This window comes from Vitreimonas sp., from assembly GCF_036392335.1.
In the GTDB taxonomy this organism is placed as follows: Bacteria; Pseudomonadota; Alphaproteobacteria; order Caulobacterales; family Aquidulcibacteraceae; genus Vitreimonas.
Window position 1 is genome coordinate 61,619 of record NZ_DASVYD010000074.1, and the last position, 18,032, is coordinate 79,650.

General features: G+C 64.8%; 19 protein-coding genes. 11 read left to right on the forward strand and 8 right to left on the reverse strand.

Features of this window, described 5'->3' with window-relative positions:
- Positions 1–4: 4 nt before the first annotated feature.
- On the forward strand, positions 5–2,089 hold the full coding sequence (locus tag VF769_RS17835) for an Atxe2 family lasso peptide isopeptidase (protein WP_331009784.1): 2,085 nt from the start codon (positions 5–7) through the stop codon (positions 2,087–2,089).
- On the opposite strand, the gene VF769_RS17840 is transcribed toward VF769_RS17835, so the two are convergent.
- From VF769_RS17840 to VF769_RS17870, 7 genes are all read right to left on the reverse strand, one after another.
- Complete coding sequence (locus tag VF769_RS17840) at positions 2,062–3,888, reverse strand: asparagine synthase-related protein (RefSeq protein ID WP_331009785.1); 1,827 nt, start codon at positions 3,886–3,888, stop codon at positions 2,062–2,064. The genes VF769_RS17835 and VF769_RS17840 overlap by 28 nt on opposite strands.
- 1 nt (position 3,889) lies before the next feature.
- A complete protein-coding gene (locus VF769_RS17845; protein WP_331009786.1) occupies positions 3,890–4,531 on the reverse strand; it encodes a lasso peptide biosynthesis B2 protein in 642 nt (213 codons plus the stop codon).
- Positions 4,532–4,709: 178 nt separating this feature from the next.
- Positions 4,710–4,835, reverse strand: coding sequence for a hypothetical protein (locus VF769_RS17850; RefSeq protein WP_331009787.1), 126 nt, complete (start codon positions 4,833–4,835; stop codon positions 4,710–4,712).
- A 298-nt stretch (positions 4,836–5,133) separates the two neighbouring features.
- Positions 5,134–5,754, reverse strand: a complete 621-nt coding sequence (locus tag VF769_RS17855; RefSeq protein ID WP_331009788.1) for a GntR family transcriptional regulator — start codon at positions 5,752–5,754, stop codon at positions 5,134–5,136.
- Positions 5,738–6,628, reverse strand: coding sequence for a phytanoyl-CoA dioxygenase family protein (locus VF769_RS17860; protein WP_331009789.1), 891 nt, complete (start codon positions 6,626–6,628; stop codon positions 5,738–5,740). The genes VF769_RS17855 and VF769_RS17860 overlap by 17 nt, the downstream gene beginning before the upstream one ends.
- Before the next feature lie 8 nt (positions 6,629–6,636).
- Entirely contained in the window at positions 6,637–7,263 is a 627-nt protein-coding gene (locus VF769_RS17865; protein WP_331009790.1) for an acyl-homoserine-lactone synthase, read from the reverse strand.
- A gap of 101 nt (positions 7,264–7,364) precedes the next feature.
- Entirely contained in the window at positions 7,365–8,099 is a 735-nt protein-coding gene (locus tag VF769_RS17870) for a LuxR family transcriptional regulator (protein WP_331009791.1), read from the reverse strand.
- A 212-nt stretch (positions 8,100–8,311) separates the two neighbouring features.
- Between VF769_RS17870 and VF769_RS17875 the strand changes: the two genes are divergently transcribed.
- The 10 genes from VF769_RS17875 (at position 8,312) to VF769_RS17920 (ending at position 16,858) form a co-directional block, all read left to right on the forward strand.
- Positions 8,312–8,776 (forward strand): S26 family signal peptidase, encoded by a 465-nt coding sequence (locus VF769_RS17875; protein WP_331009792.1) that lies wholly within the window; start codon positions 8,312–8,314, stop codon positions 8,774–8,776.
- A gap of 188 nt (positions 8,777–8,964) precedes the next feature.
- On the forward strand, positions 8,965–10,851 hold the full coding sequence (locus VF769_RS17880; RefSeq protein WP_331009793.1) for a ParB/RepB/Spo0J family partition protein: 1,887 nt from the start codon (positions 8,965–8,967) through the stop codon (positions 10,849–10,851).
- A gap of 71 nt (positions 10,852–10,922) precedes the next feature.
- A complete protein-coding gene (locus VF769_RS17885) occupies positions 10,923–11,822 on the forward strand; it encodes an ArdC family protein (RefSeq protein ID WP_331009794.1) in 900 nt (299 codons plus the stop codon).
- Positions 11,809–12,696, forward strand: coding sequence for a DUF7146 domain-containing protein (locus VF769_RS17890; protein ID WP_331009795.1), 888 nt, complete (start codon positions 11,809–11,811; stop codon positions 12,694–12,696). Before VF769_RS17885 ends, VF769_RS17890 begins: the two co-directional genes overlap by 14 nt.
- Positions 12,697–13,016: 320 nt before the next feature.
- Positions 13,017–13,352, forward strand: a complete 336-nt coding sequence (locus VF769_RS17895; RefSeq protein ID WP_331009796.1) for a hypothetical protein — start codon at positions 13,017–13,019, stop codon at positions 13,350–13,352.
- A 65-nt stretch (positions 13,353–13,417) separates the two neighbouring features.
- On the forward strand, positions 13,418–13,777 hold the full coding sequence (locus VF769_RS17900; RefSeq protein WP_331009797.1) for a DUF6876 family protein: 360 nt from the start codon (positions 13,418–13,420) through the stop codon (positions 13,775–13,777).
- A gap of 520 nt (positions 13,778–14,297) precedes the next feature.
- The gene (locus tag VF769_RS17905) at positions 14,298–14,651 is read left to right on the forward strand and encodes a hypothetical protein (RefSeq protein WP_331009798.1); all 354 of its coding nucleotides are present in this window, start codon (positions 14,298–14,300) and stop codon (positions 14,649–14,651) included.
- A 235-nt stretch (positions 14,652–14,886) separates the two neighbouring features.
- On the forward strand, positions 14,887–15,036 hold the full coding sequence (locus VF769_RS17910; protein ID WP_331009799.1) for a hypothetical protein: 150 nt from the start codon (positions 14,887–14,889) through the stop codon (positions 15,034–15,036).
- A gap of 130 nt (positions 15,037–15,166) precedes the next feature.
- On the forward strand, positions 15,167–15,415 hold the full coding sequence (locus tag VF769_RS17915) for a hypothetical protein (RefSeq protein WP_331009800.1): 249 nt from the start codon (positions 15,167–15,169) through the stop codon (positions 15,413–15,415).
- A 297-nt stretch (positions 15,416–15,712) separates the two neighbouring features.
- Positions 15,713–16,858, forward strand: coding sequence for a relaxase/mobilization nuclease domain-containing protein (locus tag VF769_RS17920; protein ID WP_331009801.1), 1,146 nt, complete (start codon positions 15,713–15,715; stop codon positions 16,856–16,858).
- Positions 16,859–17,002: 144 nt separating this feature from the next.
- On the opposite strand, the gene VF769_RS17925 is transcribed toward VF769_RS17920, so the two are convergent.
- Entirely contained in the window at positions 17,003–18,007 is a 1,005-nt protein-coding gene (locus VF769_RS17925) for a polysaccharide biosynthesis protein (protein ID WP_331009802.1), read from the reverse strand.
- Positions 18,008–18,032 lie beyond the last annotated feature (25 nt).

An 18,032-nucleotide genomic window follows, 5' to 3' on the forward strand; every position in this document is an offset into this window, starting at 1 on the left:
GCCCATGTCCCAAGCCATCCGCCGCGGCATTGTCGCGCTTACGCTCTTGTATGCCTGTAGCGGCGCCGCGCAGGAGCCTGCCGAAACGCCGAACTGGGTCGAGGGCGGACGCGCCACCATCATTCTTGAGTCTAGTCCGCGCGCCGGGCGGCCAGCGACGCGCGACGATCTCGCCGCCTTGCGGGGTCTCGGCGAGTTCGAAGGCGGGCTCGCCCTCTCCCCGGACGGTCGCTCGCTTGCCCTGATTGAGCGGCGCACTGATCGCGTCCACAATAAACTTCGCCACGACTTGATTGTCGTTGATGCTCACACCGGCGACGCACGTATCCTGGCGGATGCTGGAGCATATCTCTTCGCCAGCGTGCGGGGTCGGCGCGGCGGCGCGCCGCTCCCGCGTGCGCCGATATGGTCTCCGGATGGATCGCGCATCGCCTTCATCGCAGAACGCGAGGGTCGCGCCGAGCTTTGGGCGATTGCGATGCCGGACGGGACTGGCGCCCGCGTGGCCGAACTTCCAGGCGATGTGCAGGCGATCACATGGAGCGCCGACGGTGCGATCATCGCGCGTATCGGCACGCCCAGGACGGAGCTGGCGCGGATCGCACGCCAGGATGTCGCCTATGGCTTTGCCTTGGGCGACCGCTTTGACGCGCTCTATCATGTCGGGCGTATCGCCGACGATTCCGCTGGCGCGTCCGTCGTGCGGATCGATCCGGCCACGGGCCTCGTCAGCCCTGCCAACGACACGGAGAGCGCAGGTCTGTCTGGCGAGGCGCAAGGGCGCGGCTTCCCGCGCGCACGCATCGTCGCCACAGGCGACCACCCTGACGCGGCGGGCGCAATCTTGGCGCCTGCCGTGGAACTCGCGGACGGCGCTCGCGTCGTATGCGCGCTGGCCGCATGCCTTGCGCGCTTTCGCCAGGTGTTTTTGAGCGCGCGCGGCGACATCGTATATTTTGTGCGCCCCGACGCTGAAGACGCCGAGATGAGCGTGCGCGCCTGGGACCGGGCCGCGCAAACGACGCGGCTGATCTATCGCACCCAAGGCCAATTGCACGGCTGTCAATTGGCAGGCGCTTCTCTCTATTGCCTTGAAGAGAGCTTTCAGCGTCCGCGCGAGATCGTCTCCATTGACCTCAGCACCGGCGCACGCCGCGTCCTCTACAATCCCAATCCGCAATGGGCCGCCATCGCCGCACCACGCGTGGATCGCCTCGACATTATCGACAGCGCGGGCAACGCCTCGTTCGGTCGTCTCGTCTATCCGCTGCATTGGCGCTCAGGCCGACGCTATCCCCTCGTCATCGTTCAATATCGCGCGCGCGGGTTTTTGGGCGCGGGCGTCAGCGGCGAATATCCGGTTCTGCCTCTCTCCGCGCGCGGCTATTTTGTCTTGGCGGTCGATCGTCCCGAGGTCGAGGCAGTGCGCCGTGTCTATGGCTTCACCGAAACGCAGATGCGCACCGAACTCGACGGCTCGGAAATAGACGTCAAGATCGCCTCGATCGCGCTCATGCTGCGCGCGCTTGAGGCGCGACGACTGATTGATGGTGATCGCGTCGCCATCACAGGCATGAGCGATGGCGCCGAGACCTTGTATGCGCTGCTCGATCGCGGCTGGCGCTTCCGCGCCGCGATCAGCTCGTCCCCACCGATGGACCGCGCGTCCTGGTGGCTTATGTCGAGCGCTTACCGCGCCACACTCCAGCGCCAAGGCGCGATCACCGCACCCTATTCGGACACAGACCCGCGCTGGAGCGCGTGGTGGGACCGCATGTCCTCGGCCGAACACGCGGACCAGTATCAGCCGGCTCTGCTTTTAAATTTGGCGCAGACCGAACTCATCTCGGCTCTGCCGCTGCGCACACGCCTCCAGGAGCTGGGCCGGCCGGTCGAACTCTACCTTCACCCCAATGCCTATCATCTGAAGCCAATGCCGTCGCAGATTGAGGCGATCCAGGAACGCAATCTTGCTTGGATCGATCTCTGGCTTCGCGATCTCGACACTGAGAGCGCCATCGAACCCGAACGCCGCGCGCGCTGGCGCGCGATGGTCGAGGCTCAAGAAGCGCGCGCGGCCGGCGACTGACGCGTGCGCGCTTGGGCGGCCTCCAAACGTCTGATCCAGGTCTCCGCCAAAAGACAGGTCGTCAAATTGGCGTTGAGCAAGCCATCTGGCGCCCAAGCGCGCGACAGCGCCTTCTCCAGCGCGTTCGCATCGACAAGCCCGTGCTGGACCAGGCGTCCGCCAATCAACATTTCGCGCATGAACGGGAAATTGCGCTCAAGCACGGCGGTATGGAAGCGCGTGGTGTCGCCCTTGCGCGTTCGCGCCAGCACCGCCGCCGGCACGCAATCGCCGAAAGCGCTGCGCGCCAGCGCGCGATCAACACCGCCTTCCACCATGACATAAGGCGCAATGGCGTAGGCGCATTCCATCACGGGTCTCGACGCTAATACGGCCGCGGACGTGGACGCGGTCGTGAGCACGCTGGGTTGCGCATAGAAAGCCAAATCCACCGCACGCGTCAGCCGCCAACGCCTAGCTGGCGACAGCGTCTTCGCGCCCAAAAGCCAAGCATGGGCTTGGCGCAGCGCGTTCGCATGATCCATGCCGCCGGAACTCGCCAAGGGTGTCGCAAACCGTTCGCGCCCGATCGGATCGAAGGGCGCGCGAAAGAGTCCATGCTTTACGCCTTCGCCAAGCACTTCCCACATGTGGGTCTTCGACAAGCGCGCCGCGTCGCGCGCGACGCGCATGATTGCTTTGGGACTCAATCCATCGCGTAGCGCATCCGCAACCAAGAACGGCGCCCGACCCCGCTGGAAGATCTGATCGCCACCCTGTCCTGAACTGACCACGGCCCCGGCGGCGCGCTTGGCCAGCGCTCTCGCGACGGGATCGGCAAAGCCCATATCGGCGAGCGACGGCTTGCCATGCGTTTCGATCTCAAGCAGCGCTGCATAATCCACGTGCTGCGGGATCGAGGTCCAGGCTTCGATCGGCACGCCCCAATAGGCGGCGGTCTGGGCCGCCAACGCGAACTCATCGGCTTCGGGCAGGTTCTCCGCCCGTTCGTTGACACAGACGATCGCGCCGCCTTCGCCCTGATGCAACGCGGCCAGCACGATCGAGGAATCGAGCCCGCCCGAGAGACGATGGACAAACGCGCCCGATGCGCGTCGCCACGCTTGGCCAGCGTCAAACACCGCGGCGCGAAGCGCCGACCTCGCCTGATCGAATGACATGGGCGCCGCGCCGCGCATCGGCGGGCGCCAAACCATGTCCCAGCTGAGGCCACGGCGCCCCAGCACCACGCGCCCGCCGGGGAGCAATTCCTCCACGCCCTGCAATCCGGTCTGGCTCGTTACGATGCGCGATTGGGCGACAAAGGCTGCAAGATAGTCACAATCAAGTTCGACGGATTTGGCGTGCGTCAGCCAATCATCCACATGCGTGAAGAAGAGGATCGGATTGGCGCGCGCATCGATATAGAGCGGCCGTCCCCCGCCAGCGTCGCGAATGATCGTTAGATTGTCGGCGAAGCTGTCGTGGAAAATCGCAAGGTTGGGGCCCCAACACTCCCGTACAAAGGCCTCGCCCCTTCTTGTCACCCAAGCCTCGCAGCGCCGCGCATCGATCGCCTCGCCCATAAGCGGCCGCGACACGCCATCGGCGCGCTCGAATGTCTGCCCGACAAGCATGCCGCCTTCATGCGGGAGCTCGATTGCCGGCGTTTGCGCCCCATCCTGGGTTGCCCATAAGAGTACGCCACGGCGCGCGATCACACGCCGCCAAGGCGCCGCAAAGGTCTCGCCGATCGCGGCGGCCGCGCGCGTCGCCGCAACATCTCCCACCTGCCAACGCATGCCGAACAGGCGCGCCATCTTAGATGCGCAGGATCGGCGCATGCCCAATGCATGCGTCAGACGGTGAATTGAGAATTTCGCCGCCGCCTTCAAGCCAACAATGCGCCGCGAACGGTCGGCCGCGCACGCCAATGACCAATTCGGCGCACGCGCCGCGCGACAAAATGAAGGTCAGCAGGGAAAGCGAGTCAAAGAGGCAGACGCGGCGCTCCGGAAACCAGGGCCGCGCCGCTTCATAATAGGCAAGCATAGGCTTTGTCGGGACCGCAGGCGCGACCGCGCGCTTCCAAATGCTCAGATTGGCGTAGGCCAGATCTAATCGGCGCCGGCGCACCAGGGCGCGCGCCCAAACACAGGCATACAAGAACGCCAATCCATCCGGGAGCGCGCGCAACCACGCGAGCGGCGGTCCTGCCGCAGCACACGCAGGCGCGCCGACATCCAGCAAATTGCTGCGGCCGAGCAGGCCTGTGAGATCGACCTTTGCATCGACGCTATGGTCGCACGCGCCCACATCGACGCCGAGAGCGGCCCAGGATTTTGCATCCGCCGCATGCGCCGGCAGCGCGCTATATCGATCTTGCTTCACATCATAGAACACGACCCAATCGCCTTCGCGCACGGCGTAGACATGAGCGGCGAGAGCGGTGGGGCGCGTCATGGGGCGCGCCGGATGAGCGCGCCGCGCCGAGCGCCACGCCCTGCCTCGCTCAGCACGATGAGGTCCACATCGGACGCCTTCGAGCACATTCCATATCCTGGTGTCAGGCGCTGTGGCGCGTGAAACACGCCCTCGCGCAATCTCGGGCGCGCCAGCTTTTGCTGGCGCGCCCACTTGCTCAGTCGGGATCGCGATAGTCTTGAAGCACAAGACTTTCCATCAGCGTCGGGTCCCAAACGCCCCGCGTCATCACGCTGGCGCTGCCGAGTTCAACGAGATCGGGCTCGCATGTTTGCTTTTCCATTACGGCCTCCATCGATGCGCTTTGGACGCATGCCTCAGATATTGAGGCGCGCCGGCCGCGGCCTGCGCGCCTCAAACACGCTCAGTCGGGATCGCGATGATCTTCGACGACGATCGCTTCGGTGAAGGGCGGGAAGTATGGCCCGAGCGTCGTTTCGCTGGCCGCGCCGAGATCGACAAGTTCAGTGTCTTGGTCACGCATGTTTGCCTCCATGGCTGGATCGCCTATCGATCCGAGCGGAGGATGCGCGCCGCAGCGCCGATAAGCGCCTTTATAAAAATGACAATAAAGTGGGGACTCAGCCGCCATTGGCGGGGAGATCGTGCAGCGCGGCGAGGTTGCGAATGTCTCTTGCATGCGCGGCGCGGCGGCTATGATAGGCCAGTACGGCCTTAACCGCCTTGTCGACTTTGGCGTCGGCCAGGATTTCGGCCAAGGCCTCCGCCTCTTCGCGCACATCCTCCCATAGACTCGTTTCCGCGGCGCGCGCGCGGCGCAGCCGATCTTCGGCATTGTCGGCCGCGCGCACGATTTCTGGATTGACGCTAGCATCGTGCAAGGCCGCCAAGAGCGCAGCAATCAAATCTGGATAGGCGGCTTGGGACATTGGCATAGGCGCTTGCCTGCCGCGCTGCTCCAAAGCGAGCTGGGCCAGCAGGCCGCGCCAAAGATAGAGTTCGCGCAATTGCGCTTCGGTCCAGAGCATGGCGTAGAACCCCTTCGCAGGACGGCCGATCACAAAGCGCTCGGCCGCCAGACGGACAAGCGCTTCACGCACCGGCGTGACCGATATGCCAAGATCATGAGAGATCGCGGATGCATCCAAGCGTTGGCGCAGCTTGAACGTGCCATCAAGCAAGCGCCGCTTGATCTCCTGATACGCCCGCTCGGGGATCGTCGGCTCACCTGACTTCGCCATAATGCGCTTTCAGCTCGGCCGCGATCGCGGGCGGCAGCGCGTCGATATGGGGACCGATGGCGTCCTCGCCGTCCAGCACGCCTTTGGGGCAGCGCCCCTGCCAGCCGCCCAGATTGGGCCGATGCATCCGATAGCCGATGAGCTCCTGCAGCGCCTTCGGAAAGGCGCGCGCGATCTCAGGCGGATAGGTCAGATATTGGTTCTCGTATTGGCGCAGCCAGCCCAGACAATAAGAGACGATAATCCCGTCGCGCGGGCTCTCTGTGGCGTTGGCGCCCCCGGCATGGGTGAGCGCGCCCAAGAACAAGAGCGCTGAGCCGCGCTTCATCCGCGCAGCGATCGCACGTTGAGGACTAATCCTGCGATCAAGCGTCTCATTATGCGAGCCTGGCCACAACAGCGTTGCGCCATTCTCCTCGGTAAAATCCGTCAGCGCCCAAATCACATTGACGAGCCAAGGCTTCACTTTGGTCTCGCACGGCCACATCTCTTCATCGCGATGCGCCGCTTGGACCCGCTCGCCTGGATGGATGCGCACGCCTTGGGTCAGGTTGAGCTGAATGCAATCACATGATGGCGCAAGAATTGTCTCCACCACGTCCAGCACTTGAGGGTGCAAAACGAGCCTCTGAACGCTGGGCGCCTTGCTTAAAAGCCCGCCCACGCGCGTGGTCTGCCAGCCATAGAAATCGCCTTGGCATCGGGGCGTGGCCGCAAAGTACGGCCCCATCTCGGCCCCCACCGCATCGATCTGGGCTGCGCTCACGGCGTCTGGAAGGATGACATAGCCATGGGCCAAAAGATCCACGATCGCATGCCGCGCCAATCGTGACGCTTCGCTCGCCCCCGGGCGGACCGCACTCATCATCGTCATGCTCCCCTCTAGGCCGCGCGCTTCAGGCCAGTATCGGCATGGCGGGTGAGCGGCGCGTCGAATTGGTTGCGCGCGCGCACCATCGCCAAGCCGTCAGCTGAGATCTCCGCCGCGAAGGCGGCCAAGCGATCGCGCTTGGCGCGCACCACCGGCCCCAATGCATGCACCCGCCAACCCGCGGTGCGCGCGAGCGGGGCAAGGGCTGCGCTTGCGACAAAGGTCACCCGCTCCATGCCGAAGAGCAGACCGGTCTCGAGGATGGCGGCGATCATGCGCGCGAGCAGGCGCCGTCTGGGCGCGCCCTTCGGCGTCTCGGGCGCGGGACAGAACCTGGACGCCTCCCAAATCGCGGGCGATGATGGAGGCGCTGTGCTGCAAAGGCTGGCGAATTTCTCGCTCAGCATGTGCGGCCTAGTCGTCGGGATGAGGCGCGCCGATTGCAGCACCTCCCCTCGCGCGTTCATCTCAATGAGATAGATCGCGTCCTCGCTATCGAATTGATCGATCTCGAGGCCGGCGATCTCGGCCAAGCCCCACCCCATCTCGTCGATGAAGAGCCTGCGGCGCTGGCGGTGCATTTCCGTCAGCGCATGATGAAAGAGCGCCCTATTCTCCCGCGTGATGATCTGGATCATCGATCGCCTCCTTTGATGGAAGCGATGCTGAACGTTCGGCCGCTGCCGCCCAAGAGGGGGCGTTCCCCTAATTGACTCCGGTGCGACTCAGAGCGCCGAGTTCAGTCCGACAACTCGTTGAGACTGACCAATCGGCTCACCACGGAAAGCGCCACGGCTTGGGTGCGATGCGAAACACCGAATTTTTTGCGCACGTCTTCGATCGTGTGTTCGACCGTGCGCGGCGAAATCCCCAGAATCTGGCCGATGACGCTGTCGCTCTTGCCCATCGCGGCCAGCGCCATGCACTCGCGCTGGCGCTTCGACAGAATGGGCGGCGCGGTCAGCGCGCCGCCATTGCGCAAACGCGCCTCCTCATGCGCGTTGATGGCCATGAATTGGATGTCTGGAATATCAAGTGGGTCGACGCCGTCAGGCCCCGGCACCACCGAACACGACGCCGGCAAGGCGCCCGGGGAATGAATGGGAATGGTCATGCCCCCAGCGATGCCGCATTCGCGCGCCTCGTTGAGCACGCGTTTCTGCTCGCGCGTGAGCTCCATGGCGGCAAAGAATTTGTCCCACCAAAATTCGCGCGGCATCCATCCCGCGGCCCAATAGATCGGGTCGACATGGGCAAAGCCGCTGTCGGAAAAATGCGCGAGCCAGGCTTGCGGGTAATTGACCATCATCACCGCACCGCGCGGCGGCTTCAGCGGATCGACGTGCGAAGCGCAGGCGACATAAGCCACGCCGCATTGCGCCAGCGCCTGCTGCAACAATCCACCGATCTCATCAGCCGTCCTGGCCGCGCGGCAAGCCTGCAAAAATTCGAAAGTCGCAATCCGCTTGCTCATTCCCCGCCGCACACCCCGCACCGACGCTGCCGACGACTGCACTGGCGGCCAGCCAGCGCCAATATTCAACAATATTGGCGCGCGCCCCCTTCCGCAACCCCTGGTTTAGCCGAATATGGGCGTGCGCCGTCGCGCAGCAATCGGCCCCGGATTTATTTGTGAGACCTTCGCGCCGTCGCCTCCGTGTCACAACACGCGCTTCCAATATCTGCATGGGCCGCTGGGTCCTGGCCGCCGCGATCGCCATTGGGTTGGCTGTCACGCCCGCGCCGGACCTTGTCCTCTACAACGCGACCGCGTCGATGCCGGTCGGGTTTTATTGGCGCAGCACGGACGCACCGGCGCGCCACGCCATCGTCACCGTGCGCGCCCAACGTGTCGCCTCCGCCTATGCGCGCCAACGCGGCTTCGCCGACGCCCATGATCGCTTCATCAAGCGCGTCGCTGGCGTCGACGGCGACATCGTCTGCGCGCATGGCGCAAACGTCACGATCAATGGCGCGCAGCTCCCCTCCAGACGCCGCCTTGATCGCGAGGGTCGTCTCATGCCGCGCTGGCAAGGCTGCCGCAGATTAGACGGCGAGGTCTTTGTCTTAGGCGACAGCGCAGATTCTTTCGACAGTCGCTATTTTGGTCCCGTTGCGGTTGGCGACATCGACGCGGTGTGGACCCGCTAGTCCGCCCCCGCGCGGAGCCGCTTGGTGCGACGGCGATGTATGCGCGCCGGCGCAGTCCGCGTCGAGGGACGCTCACGCTCTAAAGCCCTCGACCCGGGCCGCGCCTTGGGGCGCGCCAATGAGACCACCCGTCGCACCAAGCGGCCCCCGCGCGCGATGTTCGGCGTGGGCGCTTTCGAGGTTCTCTCATGTCAGCCATCCAACTCATTCCCCTGCACAAGCTCGTGCAAAGTCCAAACAATGTGCGCCGCACCCATCGCAAAGCCGATGAGGAGGCGCTCGCCGCCTCCATCCTGGCGCATGGCCTGCTGCAGAATCTGACTGTCAGCGCACGCGCCGACGGCAAATATGCCGTCGAAGCGGGCGGCCGGCGCCATAACGCCCTCAAACGCCTCGTGCGCGAGGGCAAACTTGCGAAAAATTGGCCCGTCCCCTGCGTCGTCATCGATGCGGAAGCGGCCGCGGAGGCCTCGCTCGCGGAAAACATCCAGCGCGTCGAGATGAACGCGATGGACGAAGTCGAAGCCTTCGTCGCGCTGGTCGATGCGGGCGCGGGCGTCGACGACATCGCCCAGCGCTTTGGCGCAAGCGTGCGCCATGTCGAGCAACGCCTGGCGCTCGGAAGGCTTTCGCCTTCGCTGCGCGCCGCCTATCGCAGCGGCCAGATCACCCTCGATGTCGCGCGCGCGTTTTGCATCAGCGCCGATCCAGAGGCCCAAGCACGCGTCTTCAAGGGCCTCGCCAAACCCATCACCAATGCGGGGCTTGTACGCAATGCCTTGACCGCGGGGCGGATTGCGAAGACCGACCGTCTGGCGCTGTTTGTCGGACTTCAAGCCTATGAAGCGGCGGGCGGGCGGCTGGCGCGCGATCTCTTCGATGCGACTTCCGTCTTCCTTGAAGATGGCGAGATCCTGCAGCGCCTGGCTCTGGAAAAAGCCGAGGCGCTGCGCGCCGCCCATGCTGAAGGCTGGGGCTGGTCAGAGATCAATCTGACCGGCGCGCAGATTGAGGGCTGCGCGAGCGAGCGGCTGCACGCGCGCGTGCGCCAATTTAGCCCCGCCGAGACGCGGCGCTTGCGCGCGTTGGAAACCAAGATCGCGCGCCTCGAGGCCGAACTCGAAGCCTTGGAGGATTGCGATGGCGCGGACGCGCTCTGGGATGAGCGCCGTGCGCTCGACCAAGAACGCGAGCAGATCATGCAAGCCGCACGCGTCTTCGAGCCGACCGAGATGGCGCATGCGGGGCTGCTGGTCAGCGTCGATCGCGATGGCAAGGCGGTCATTCTGCGCGGGCTCATCCGCAGGACCGATCTGAAAGCGATCGCAAAGCTGCGCCGCGCAAAGCTTGCCGCCTCGGGCGACGACCAAGCCGGCGCCTGCGGGCCAAATTCTGGGTCTGGCTTCAGCAAGGCGCTGATGCGCGAGCTTACGCTTGCGCGCACACGCGCCATTCGCGAGGGCGTGGCCGCCGCCCCGCACCTGGCGCTGGCGCTCCTCGTCTGCATGCTGGGCCACGAGAACGTGGACGCAGACGCCTTGTGCGGCGTCGACATCCAAGCGACCGCGCATGATTTCGACGATGCTTACACGCTGCAGGGCTTGAAGCCGCGCAAGCCGGCGCCGCAGACGCTCAAGGATTGCCTCGCCCTTGACGCCGCTGAACTCAGCCGCTGCCTGGCCATGATCGTGGCGCAGACCATTGATCTGACCCATGAGGGCGTGAGCGCCCGCGACCAGGCCCGCCAAAGATCTAGCGACACGATCGCTTCCGCGCTCGCGCTCGACATGGGCGCACATTGGTGTGCGGACGCCGCCTTCTGGGCGCGCGCGCCGCGCGCTTTGGCGCTTCAGATCCTGCGCGGGGCCAAGGTTTTTCGTGAAGAGGACGCCGAGTCCAAATTGAAGGCGCTGGCGAAACTGAAGAAGGCCGCTTTCGCCGAGGCCGCGGCCAAGGCGATGTCGGCGTCGCGCTGGCTGCCCGATTGCCTTGTCACGCCAGACCTCGGCGCGCCGCCTGCCATCGCCCTTGATGCAGAGGCGCCCGAGGCGGAGACGCAGGCCGAGCGCGCCTGATCCCCATCACCCCTTCTGCATGCGGCCGACCCAAGCGCCGGTCGCGTGCTTCTTGCTTTGGAGGCGTCATCATGACGACGACCAAGACGCGCTGCGATATCGCGGCCCATATCAGTGAAAAGATCCTGAGCGTGCTTGCCCAGGGCGCAATGCCGTGGCGCAAGCCCTGGGATGGCGCGCGCGCTGGCCCGGCTCTGCCGCGCCGCGTCACGGGCGAGCTTTATCGGGGCGTGAATATCATTCTGCTCTGGTCGCGCGCTCAAGCCTCAGGCTTTCAATCGCCGTTCTGGCTGAGCTTCAACCAGGCGGCCAAATTGGGCGCCCAGGTGCGGCGCGGCGAACGCGGCGAGACCGTGGTGTTTTACGGCGCCGCCAAGCGTGCGCTGCCGCGCCGCGAAGCCGAAAACGCAGGCCAGAGCTTCCGCTTTCTCAAAACCTATCTGGTGTTCAACGCAGATCAGATCGAGGGCTTAAGCCGGAGCTTTCATCCCCCCGCAAGCTTGGCCCCGCCCATGGCGAGCGCCGCACACGAAGCCTGGTTTGCCAAACTTGAGATCGCCCGCGTGCTGTCGCGCGACATCGCCTGCTATATGCCGAGCCGCGATCAGATCGCCATGCCGGCGCTCGCCGCCTTCGACAGCGTCGCCCAATATTGCGCCACCTTGAACCATGAATGCGTCCACGCCACTGGCGCAGAGCACCGCGTCGGGCGCGATCTGACCCGACGCTTCAGCCGCGAGGCGCGCGCCGTCGAAGAGCTGATCGCTGAGATCGGCGCAGCGATCCTGGGCGCGCATATGCGCCTGCCGCCGCATCACATTTTCGATCACAGCGCTTATATTGGCTCTTGGATGAATGTGCTCGCCCACGACAAACGCGCCTTCCTGTTCGCGGCTGGCCAAGCTCAGGTCGCGGTCGATTGGCTGTTGACCAAGAGCCCCGCCCCGGAGGCGTGCGATGTCGCGGCTTAAGCGCATCGTCGACGCCATGGGCGGCGAGATCACACACGGAGGCCGGCGCGCCCGGATTCGTGGTCCCGGACACGGGCCCCACGATCGCTCGGTCTCGCTGTTGGAAACCGAAGATGGCCGGGTGCTGATCTATTGTTTCAGTCCGCGCGACGATTGGCGCGCCGTGCGCGATGAATTGGCTAACCTTGGTCTTTTGGACGAAGAGAGCGCGCCGCACGGCGATACGGCCGATGCGAGTGTGCGCGTCCATGACGAGCCGCGCGAAGAAGATCGGATGGCGCGCTTGACCCGGCTTTGGCAGGAGGCCGCGCCGATCGCGGGCACGATCGCTGAGCGCTATCTGCGCGCGCGTGCGATCGAAGGCGAATTGCCCGGTCCCGACGTGCTGCGTTTTCATGCGCGCATGACGAGCCTTGAAGACCGTGAGCGCCGCCCCGCTCTGGTCACGGCTCTCGTCGACAAGGCAGGCGCTCTGGGCGGCATCCAGGTCACGTTGCTCAGTGCGCATGGCGCGGCCAAAGCCGCACTTGCAACGCCCCGGCGCACGATCGGGCGGCTCATGGGACATTATGTGCGCATCGATGCGCCCAGCGACATCCTGGTCGTGGCCGAAGGATTGGAGACCGCGCTTTCGGCGCGGCGCGCGCTGGGCGCGGGCGCCTGGGCTTTGCTGAGTGCTGAAAACCTCGCCCAATTCGACCCGCCGCGCGTCATCGACAAGCTCATCATCGCCGCCGACCAGGACGAGGCGGGCCTGGCCGCAGCCGAGCGATTGCGCACACGCGCGCAGCGTTCGATTGCCTGCGAGATCGCCCTGCCGCCGCCGGGCTTTGCGGATTGGAACGATTGGGCGCGCGCGAGCGCGCCGGGATGATTTCGTCTTGGCCTGCGTGAGATCGGGATCGCGCCCATACCAGCGCGGTGCGGACCGCGCATGCGGCCTGATCTTGAGCTCCCGTTCGAGACCTGGGTGTTCGCCCCACGCCATCGCCCAGAGCGCCCGGCCGTCGCCGGCCCACAAGCGCAAAATCGTTGCCCCGCGCGCCCGCGCGCACGCGGGCGCCTCTGGGCCCTAACGGGCGCGGGCCCCACCATTTTGCGCTTGCACGCCGGCTTGGCGCGGCCGGGCTGAGAGGCGACGTCGCGGGGCGCCCTCCCCGCGGCCCCGAAAGGGAGCCTTGAAGGAAAAGCCCCATGAACAATTCCGTCCACCTCATTGGCGTGCTGGTCGCGGACCCAAAGCTCCGCACGCTCGAACATCGCGGCGTCACCAGCACAATCGTCTCGCTCTGGCTCGATGTCCGCACCGGCGAGCGCACCGACCGTTTCACCATCGAGATCTATTGCCCGCGTCAGCAAGAAACCGCCAAGGCGATGCGCAAGAACGTGAAAGCCGAAGTGCGCGGCGTGCTGCGTCACGATCGCTGGAAGATCAAAGGCACGGACACATGGACCGGCAAGGTCTTCGTCGCCATCGATCCCGCTGAAGGCGTGGTCAAATCATTGGGCGTCGTGGAGACCGCCGCCTGAACGCTGGCGCCGCCGCACATCGCGGCGGCGCTTTCTCTTCTCTCATCTCTCATTGGAGATCCGTGATGTCGAAGACATTGCGCGCAAGCGACCTTGCCCAATTCACCGGTTCGCAAACCTGGCGGCGCCATCCGCTCAATCCCAACATCACCTACACGGACGGCGCACATCATGTGGCGCGGGCCGGCGAAGCCTATTGGCTCTTGGACGCCATCGTCGCCCACCAGCTTGATCCGAAGGTGGCCGCGCATGAGTTTCAAGTCTGGAAGCTCGTCGTCGCCGCCAATCGCTCTGCTGTGTTGACCTGCGAAGACGGCGACCATCATCTCGTGGCCAAGCAGGAGATCGGCTTCACCGACTTTCCCTTGGCGGAGATCATTCTCTGGTTCCAAAACCAGGTGATCTTCCTGCCGAGCGAATATTGACGATGCGGGCGCTGTCACGCCTGCGCGTGGTCGCACGCGCTCCGTCACCATAGCGCTCCGCGGAACGAACCCGCGCAATAGATGTTTCAACGAGCGGACGCTAGAAGCGTCCAATCGCGGCCCCGGCGGACAATTCTCCCCCACCCAATCGCCGGGGCCGCATCCTTTTCATCGCCGCATCCGCACGCGCCTTTCGAACACCGCGCGTCACCCTGGTTTCGTCGCCGACGCGTGCGAGAGACCGTGATGGGGCGCCGCGGGTGCAAAGGCGTGCGGGCAGGTGTTGAGCGCGCTGCGATGCGCACTGACGCGGGCGCCTCTTTGTCGTCGCCACTCGGCCCGGCCCGCGGCGGCGTGCAAGCTGAAAATCGTTGCCCCGCGCGCCGCGTTTGCACGCGCGGCGCCCGGCCCTTCGGGCGCGGGTCCCACCATTTTCGCCTTGCACGCCGCCGCTTCATGGCCGGGCGTGCGCGACGCCTTGGAGGCGCCCGCGCCTTGATCACATCGAAGGAGAGCGCTCATGTCCCATGCGCACAATCAGATCCGTCTCTTTGGCTGGCTCATCGCTCGGCCCAAATTGCATCGCGCCTGGTTCAGTCGGCGCGTCGTGCGCGTGAGCTTGCGCATGGGCGTCAGCGACGGCGCGGCCCCCGAGTGTTTTCGCATCGAGATCACCAAACCCTCGTGCATCGATATTGCGCGAGATTTGGTGCGCGGCGACGAGATCGAGATCCTCGCCATCTTGCGTCCGGGCCTTTGGACCGGGCGCTTGGAGATCATTGTCGAGGAACCGCACGGCGCGATCTTCTTGTTCGAGCGCGCCCAAGAGCTCGCCGAATGGCGCGCCTATGGCGGCGGGAGTTGCACAGATTAGGGGCGTCGACGGCCGTCCGAGCATCGGGGACGCGGCGGAGCGCCTCAAGGGACGGTGGGGCCCCACGATTTTTTCCGGCGCGGCTTGGTTGGAGCTTTCGCGGTGTTGGCCTTGTGCGCGCCGGAAAAAATCGTTTCCCCCGCCGCCTCGCGGTCGCCGGCTTTGCCGGCGATCCCTTGACCCGCTCCGCCCCGCCCCCGGCGGCATGGGCCTCATCGAAACGAAGGAGGCTCTCATGACAGCGCTTTACGATCAGATTCAGCTTTTGCGTTTGGAGCTCGGCGCGAACACGGACGCAGACGAGCGGGCGATCATCGCAGCAGAGCTTGCAGCGGCTGAGGCTCAGCACGCAGCCGAGATCGCCGACTGGTTCGCCGATGATTGAGCGTGTCGTGGTCGCGCGGGCGTGACGCCCGCGCGCCTTAACCGCACTTTCAAGCTTAGCGTTTGAAAGTGGCGGCCTGGAGATCGGCGTTCTAGGTCGGGCGATGAAGGCGCGGGTAAGCAAGGCACGCATGGCAGGCATTGGGCCTGGATTCTACGTCGATCATCGCGGCGTCCATGTTGAAGTGCTCTACCTGGGCCAGGACGCCGCGCGCTTGGATCGGGTCGTGATCTATCGCGTTTTGCACAGCGGCGCGGTGATGAGCGAGCGCTTGGTGGAGTTCGCAGGGATCGTGGAAGCGTTTGGCGAGCGCTATTGGCGCTTTACGGCTTTGAGCGAGCCTAATCTCTTTTTCGACCGTGAGCGGCGCGCGGCTTAGCGCGGACGTGGGACGGAACAGGTCCGGGCGCGACGCACCTTGATGGCCCGGTTCTCATCGCCTTCGCATGTGGCGCAGCCATCTTGCGCACGGGCGTGTGAGAGAAATAACCCAGCGCGGAAACAAGGGGAAACAAAGCCATGCTCGCTTGTGGGGCAAAGGCCAGTTAAAACTTACCCCACGCCTTGCCGACGCGCCCAGCGTTTAAGGTCGCGCGTGTGGGGTTTGGCCGCCCTGCACAAGGTGCAAACGGGGTGCGTGTCAAATTCGGTGTAATTTCTGATGAAGTTGCAGAGTATGAACCGCCTGCTCGCCGATGACAGCGCGCCATCGCCCTCCACGATGCGCAGCGACCTGACCAAAGGCACGCGCGCCGACATCGACACTATTCGCGGCCGCATCGAGGGACGCGCAGGCGGCGCAACAGGCGCCAAGGCGGGTATGGCCGCCAAGTTGGACAAGTTGGTCGGCCGTGCGCGCGTGATTGGAAGCCAACGCAAAACCACCCCGCGGCCGGTCAGTTTCGACCAGCGACAACGTGCGATCGTGAAAATCCATTATTTCAGCAATTTTGGCGCAGGTGGCGCGGCTATGCGGGCGCATGGCCGCTACATTGCCCGCGCCGGCGTCTCGCTGCCTGAGCAGGAAGCGCGCGAACCCGAGCTCGCCGTTGAACAGGAGACGGCGCCAGAGAGGAAAGCGCCCGATAAGCTGAGCGACAGCGCCAAACCATTCTATGGCCCGGCATGGGAAGGCGATTACGGCGGCGAGCTGATCGCCAAATGGTCCAGGGAAGATCGACGCCACTTTCGCCTGATGCTCTCTCCCGAGAACGGCGAGGCGCTGGGCGATTTGCGCGCCTACACGCGTGAGGTTATGGCGCGCGCCCAAGATGCGCTCGGAACGAACCTCGAATGGGTCGCCGTCGACCATTGGGACACCGACAATGCGCACACGCACATCGTCTTGCGCGGCGTCCGCAGCGATGGAAGGTCACTTGTTATCCCGCGTGACTACGTCAAATACGGCTTTCGCGATCTGGCGCGAGACATAGCGACCGAACGCCTGGGACTACGAACCAGAGAGGATGCAAGACTGGCGCTTGAGCGCGAAGCCCGAGCGCATCGACCAACACGGCTGGACGCACTGCTCGCCCCCCAACTCGACGGCGCCGGCACTATTGCCATCGCCAAGATCCAAGCGCCCAACAACGACCCAGCGCTGCGATCAGCGCTCAAGACAAGACTTCAGGAATTGAAGCGCCTGGGTCTCGCTCACGATAAAGGACGCTTTGGGGTCAATTTCGTCGAGGATTGGCGCGGCAAACTCGCCGCAATGGAGCGCCATCTCGACATCCGCAAAGAGATTGTAAGGACGCGCACGATTAATCAGCAGCAAACGCAAAAGCTGCGGCTTGAACGCCAGCGCGGTCTGGATCGCTAAATCACCCTCAACACTGCGCCCTCGCCGGTGCGCACGCTGTGCAGAGTCCGAGTTAAACAGCCCGCTCTGGCGACAAGACGGCATAGTCGCCTTGGGCGCGCCCGGGGCGAACTGGCGGCGCCGGGCTGGCGCTGCAAAGCTGGCCTAACCCGCGAGACGGGCGCTCCGTTCGAGCTTTCGATCAAGCAGCGCAAACAAATGATGCGCCAGCGCCGCATCGTCGAGGTGACGTGTGACGCGTTCGATCTCATCAAGTTCAGCATCGCTGAGACAAGCGCTCTCGACACGCGGGGACGCGTAAAAAAGCCCTTCGATCGGCGTGGGCGACACGCTTTCATGATCATCAAACAGGCGCTCGCTCATCTTCTCGCCCGCGCGCGCGCCAGTGTATCGGATCTCAATATCGCGGCCCGAACGTCGAATAAGCTCCTGCGCCAATTCGACGATGGAGCGCGCCGGGCCCATGTCGACGTAATAGGCGCCGCCACGGGAGAGGCAGTCAGAATCAAGCGCGCTCGCTGCAAGCACAAGATCGACGGCCTCATCGTGCGACATGAAGAACCGCTCCATGTCTGGATGGGTTATTTCAACGGGACCGCCCGCTGCGATCTGCGCTTCAAAGCGCGGCAGCACCGAGCCACTGGAGCCCAACACATTGCCAAAACGGACCGAGCGCATGCGCATGCGGGCGCCGGCAATGCTGCGCCCCCCCAGATAGAGTTCGGCCAAGCGCTTGCATGCGCCCATGACGCAAACGGGCTCTGCGGCTTTGTCGGAAGACACCAGGGTGAAGGATTGGACCTCCGCCTGCTCGGCGGCGGCGACGACGTTGCGCACGCCAATCAGATTGGTTCGGACGCATTCGCCGGGATGACGCTCGCCCATATGTACGTGTTTGAGCGCTGCCGCGTGGATCACAATGTCCGGTCGCTCGCGGTCCATGATGCGCATAAGGCGGGATTGGTCGCGGATGTCGCCGAGCGCCTCAACGATTTGAGTGTCCGGCGCGCTGGCCGCGCACGCCTCGGCGATCTCCAGTAACCCATGGTCATGGTGGTCGAACAGAATGAGCGCCTGGCATTGGAAGTCGCTCGAAAGCCCAGCCGCAAGCGCCCGTCCGATCGAGCCGGCAGCGCCAGTGATCAGCACCCTTTTTCCCGCCCACGCTCCCGCT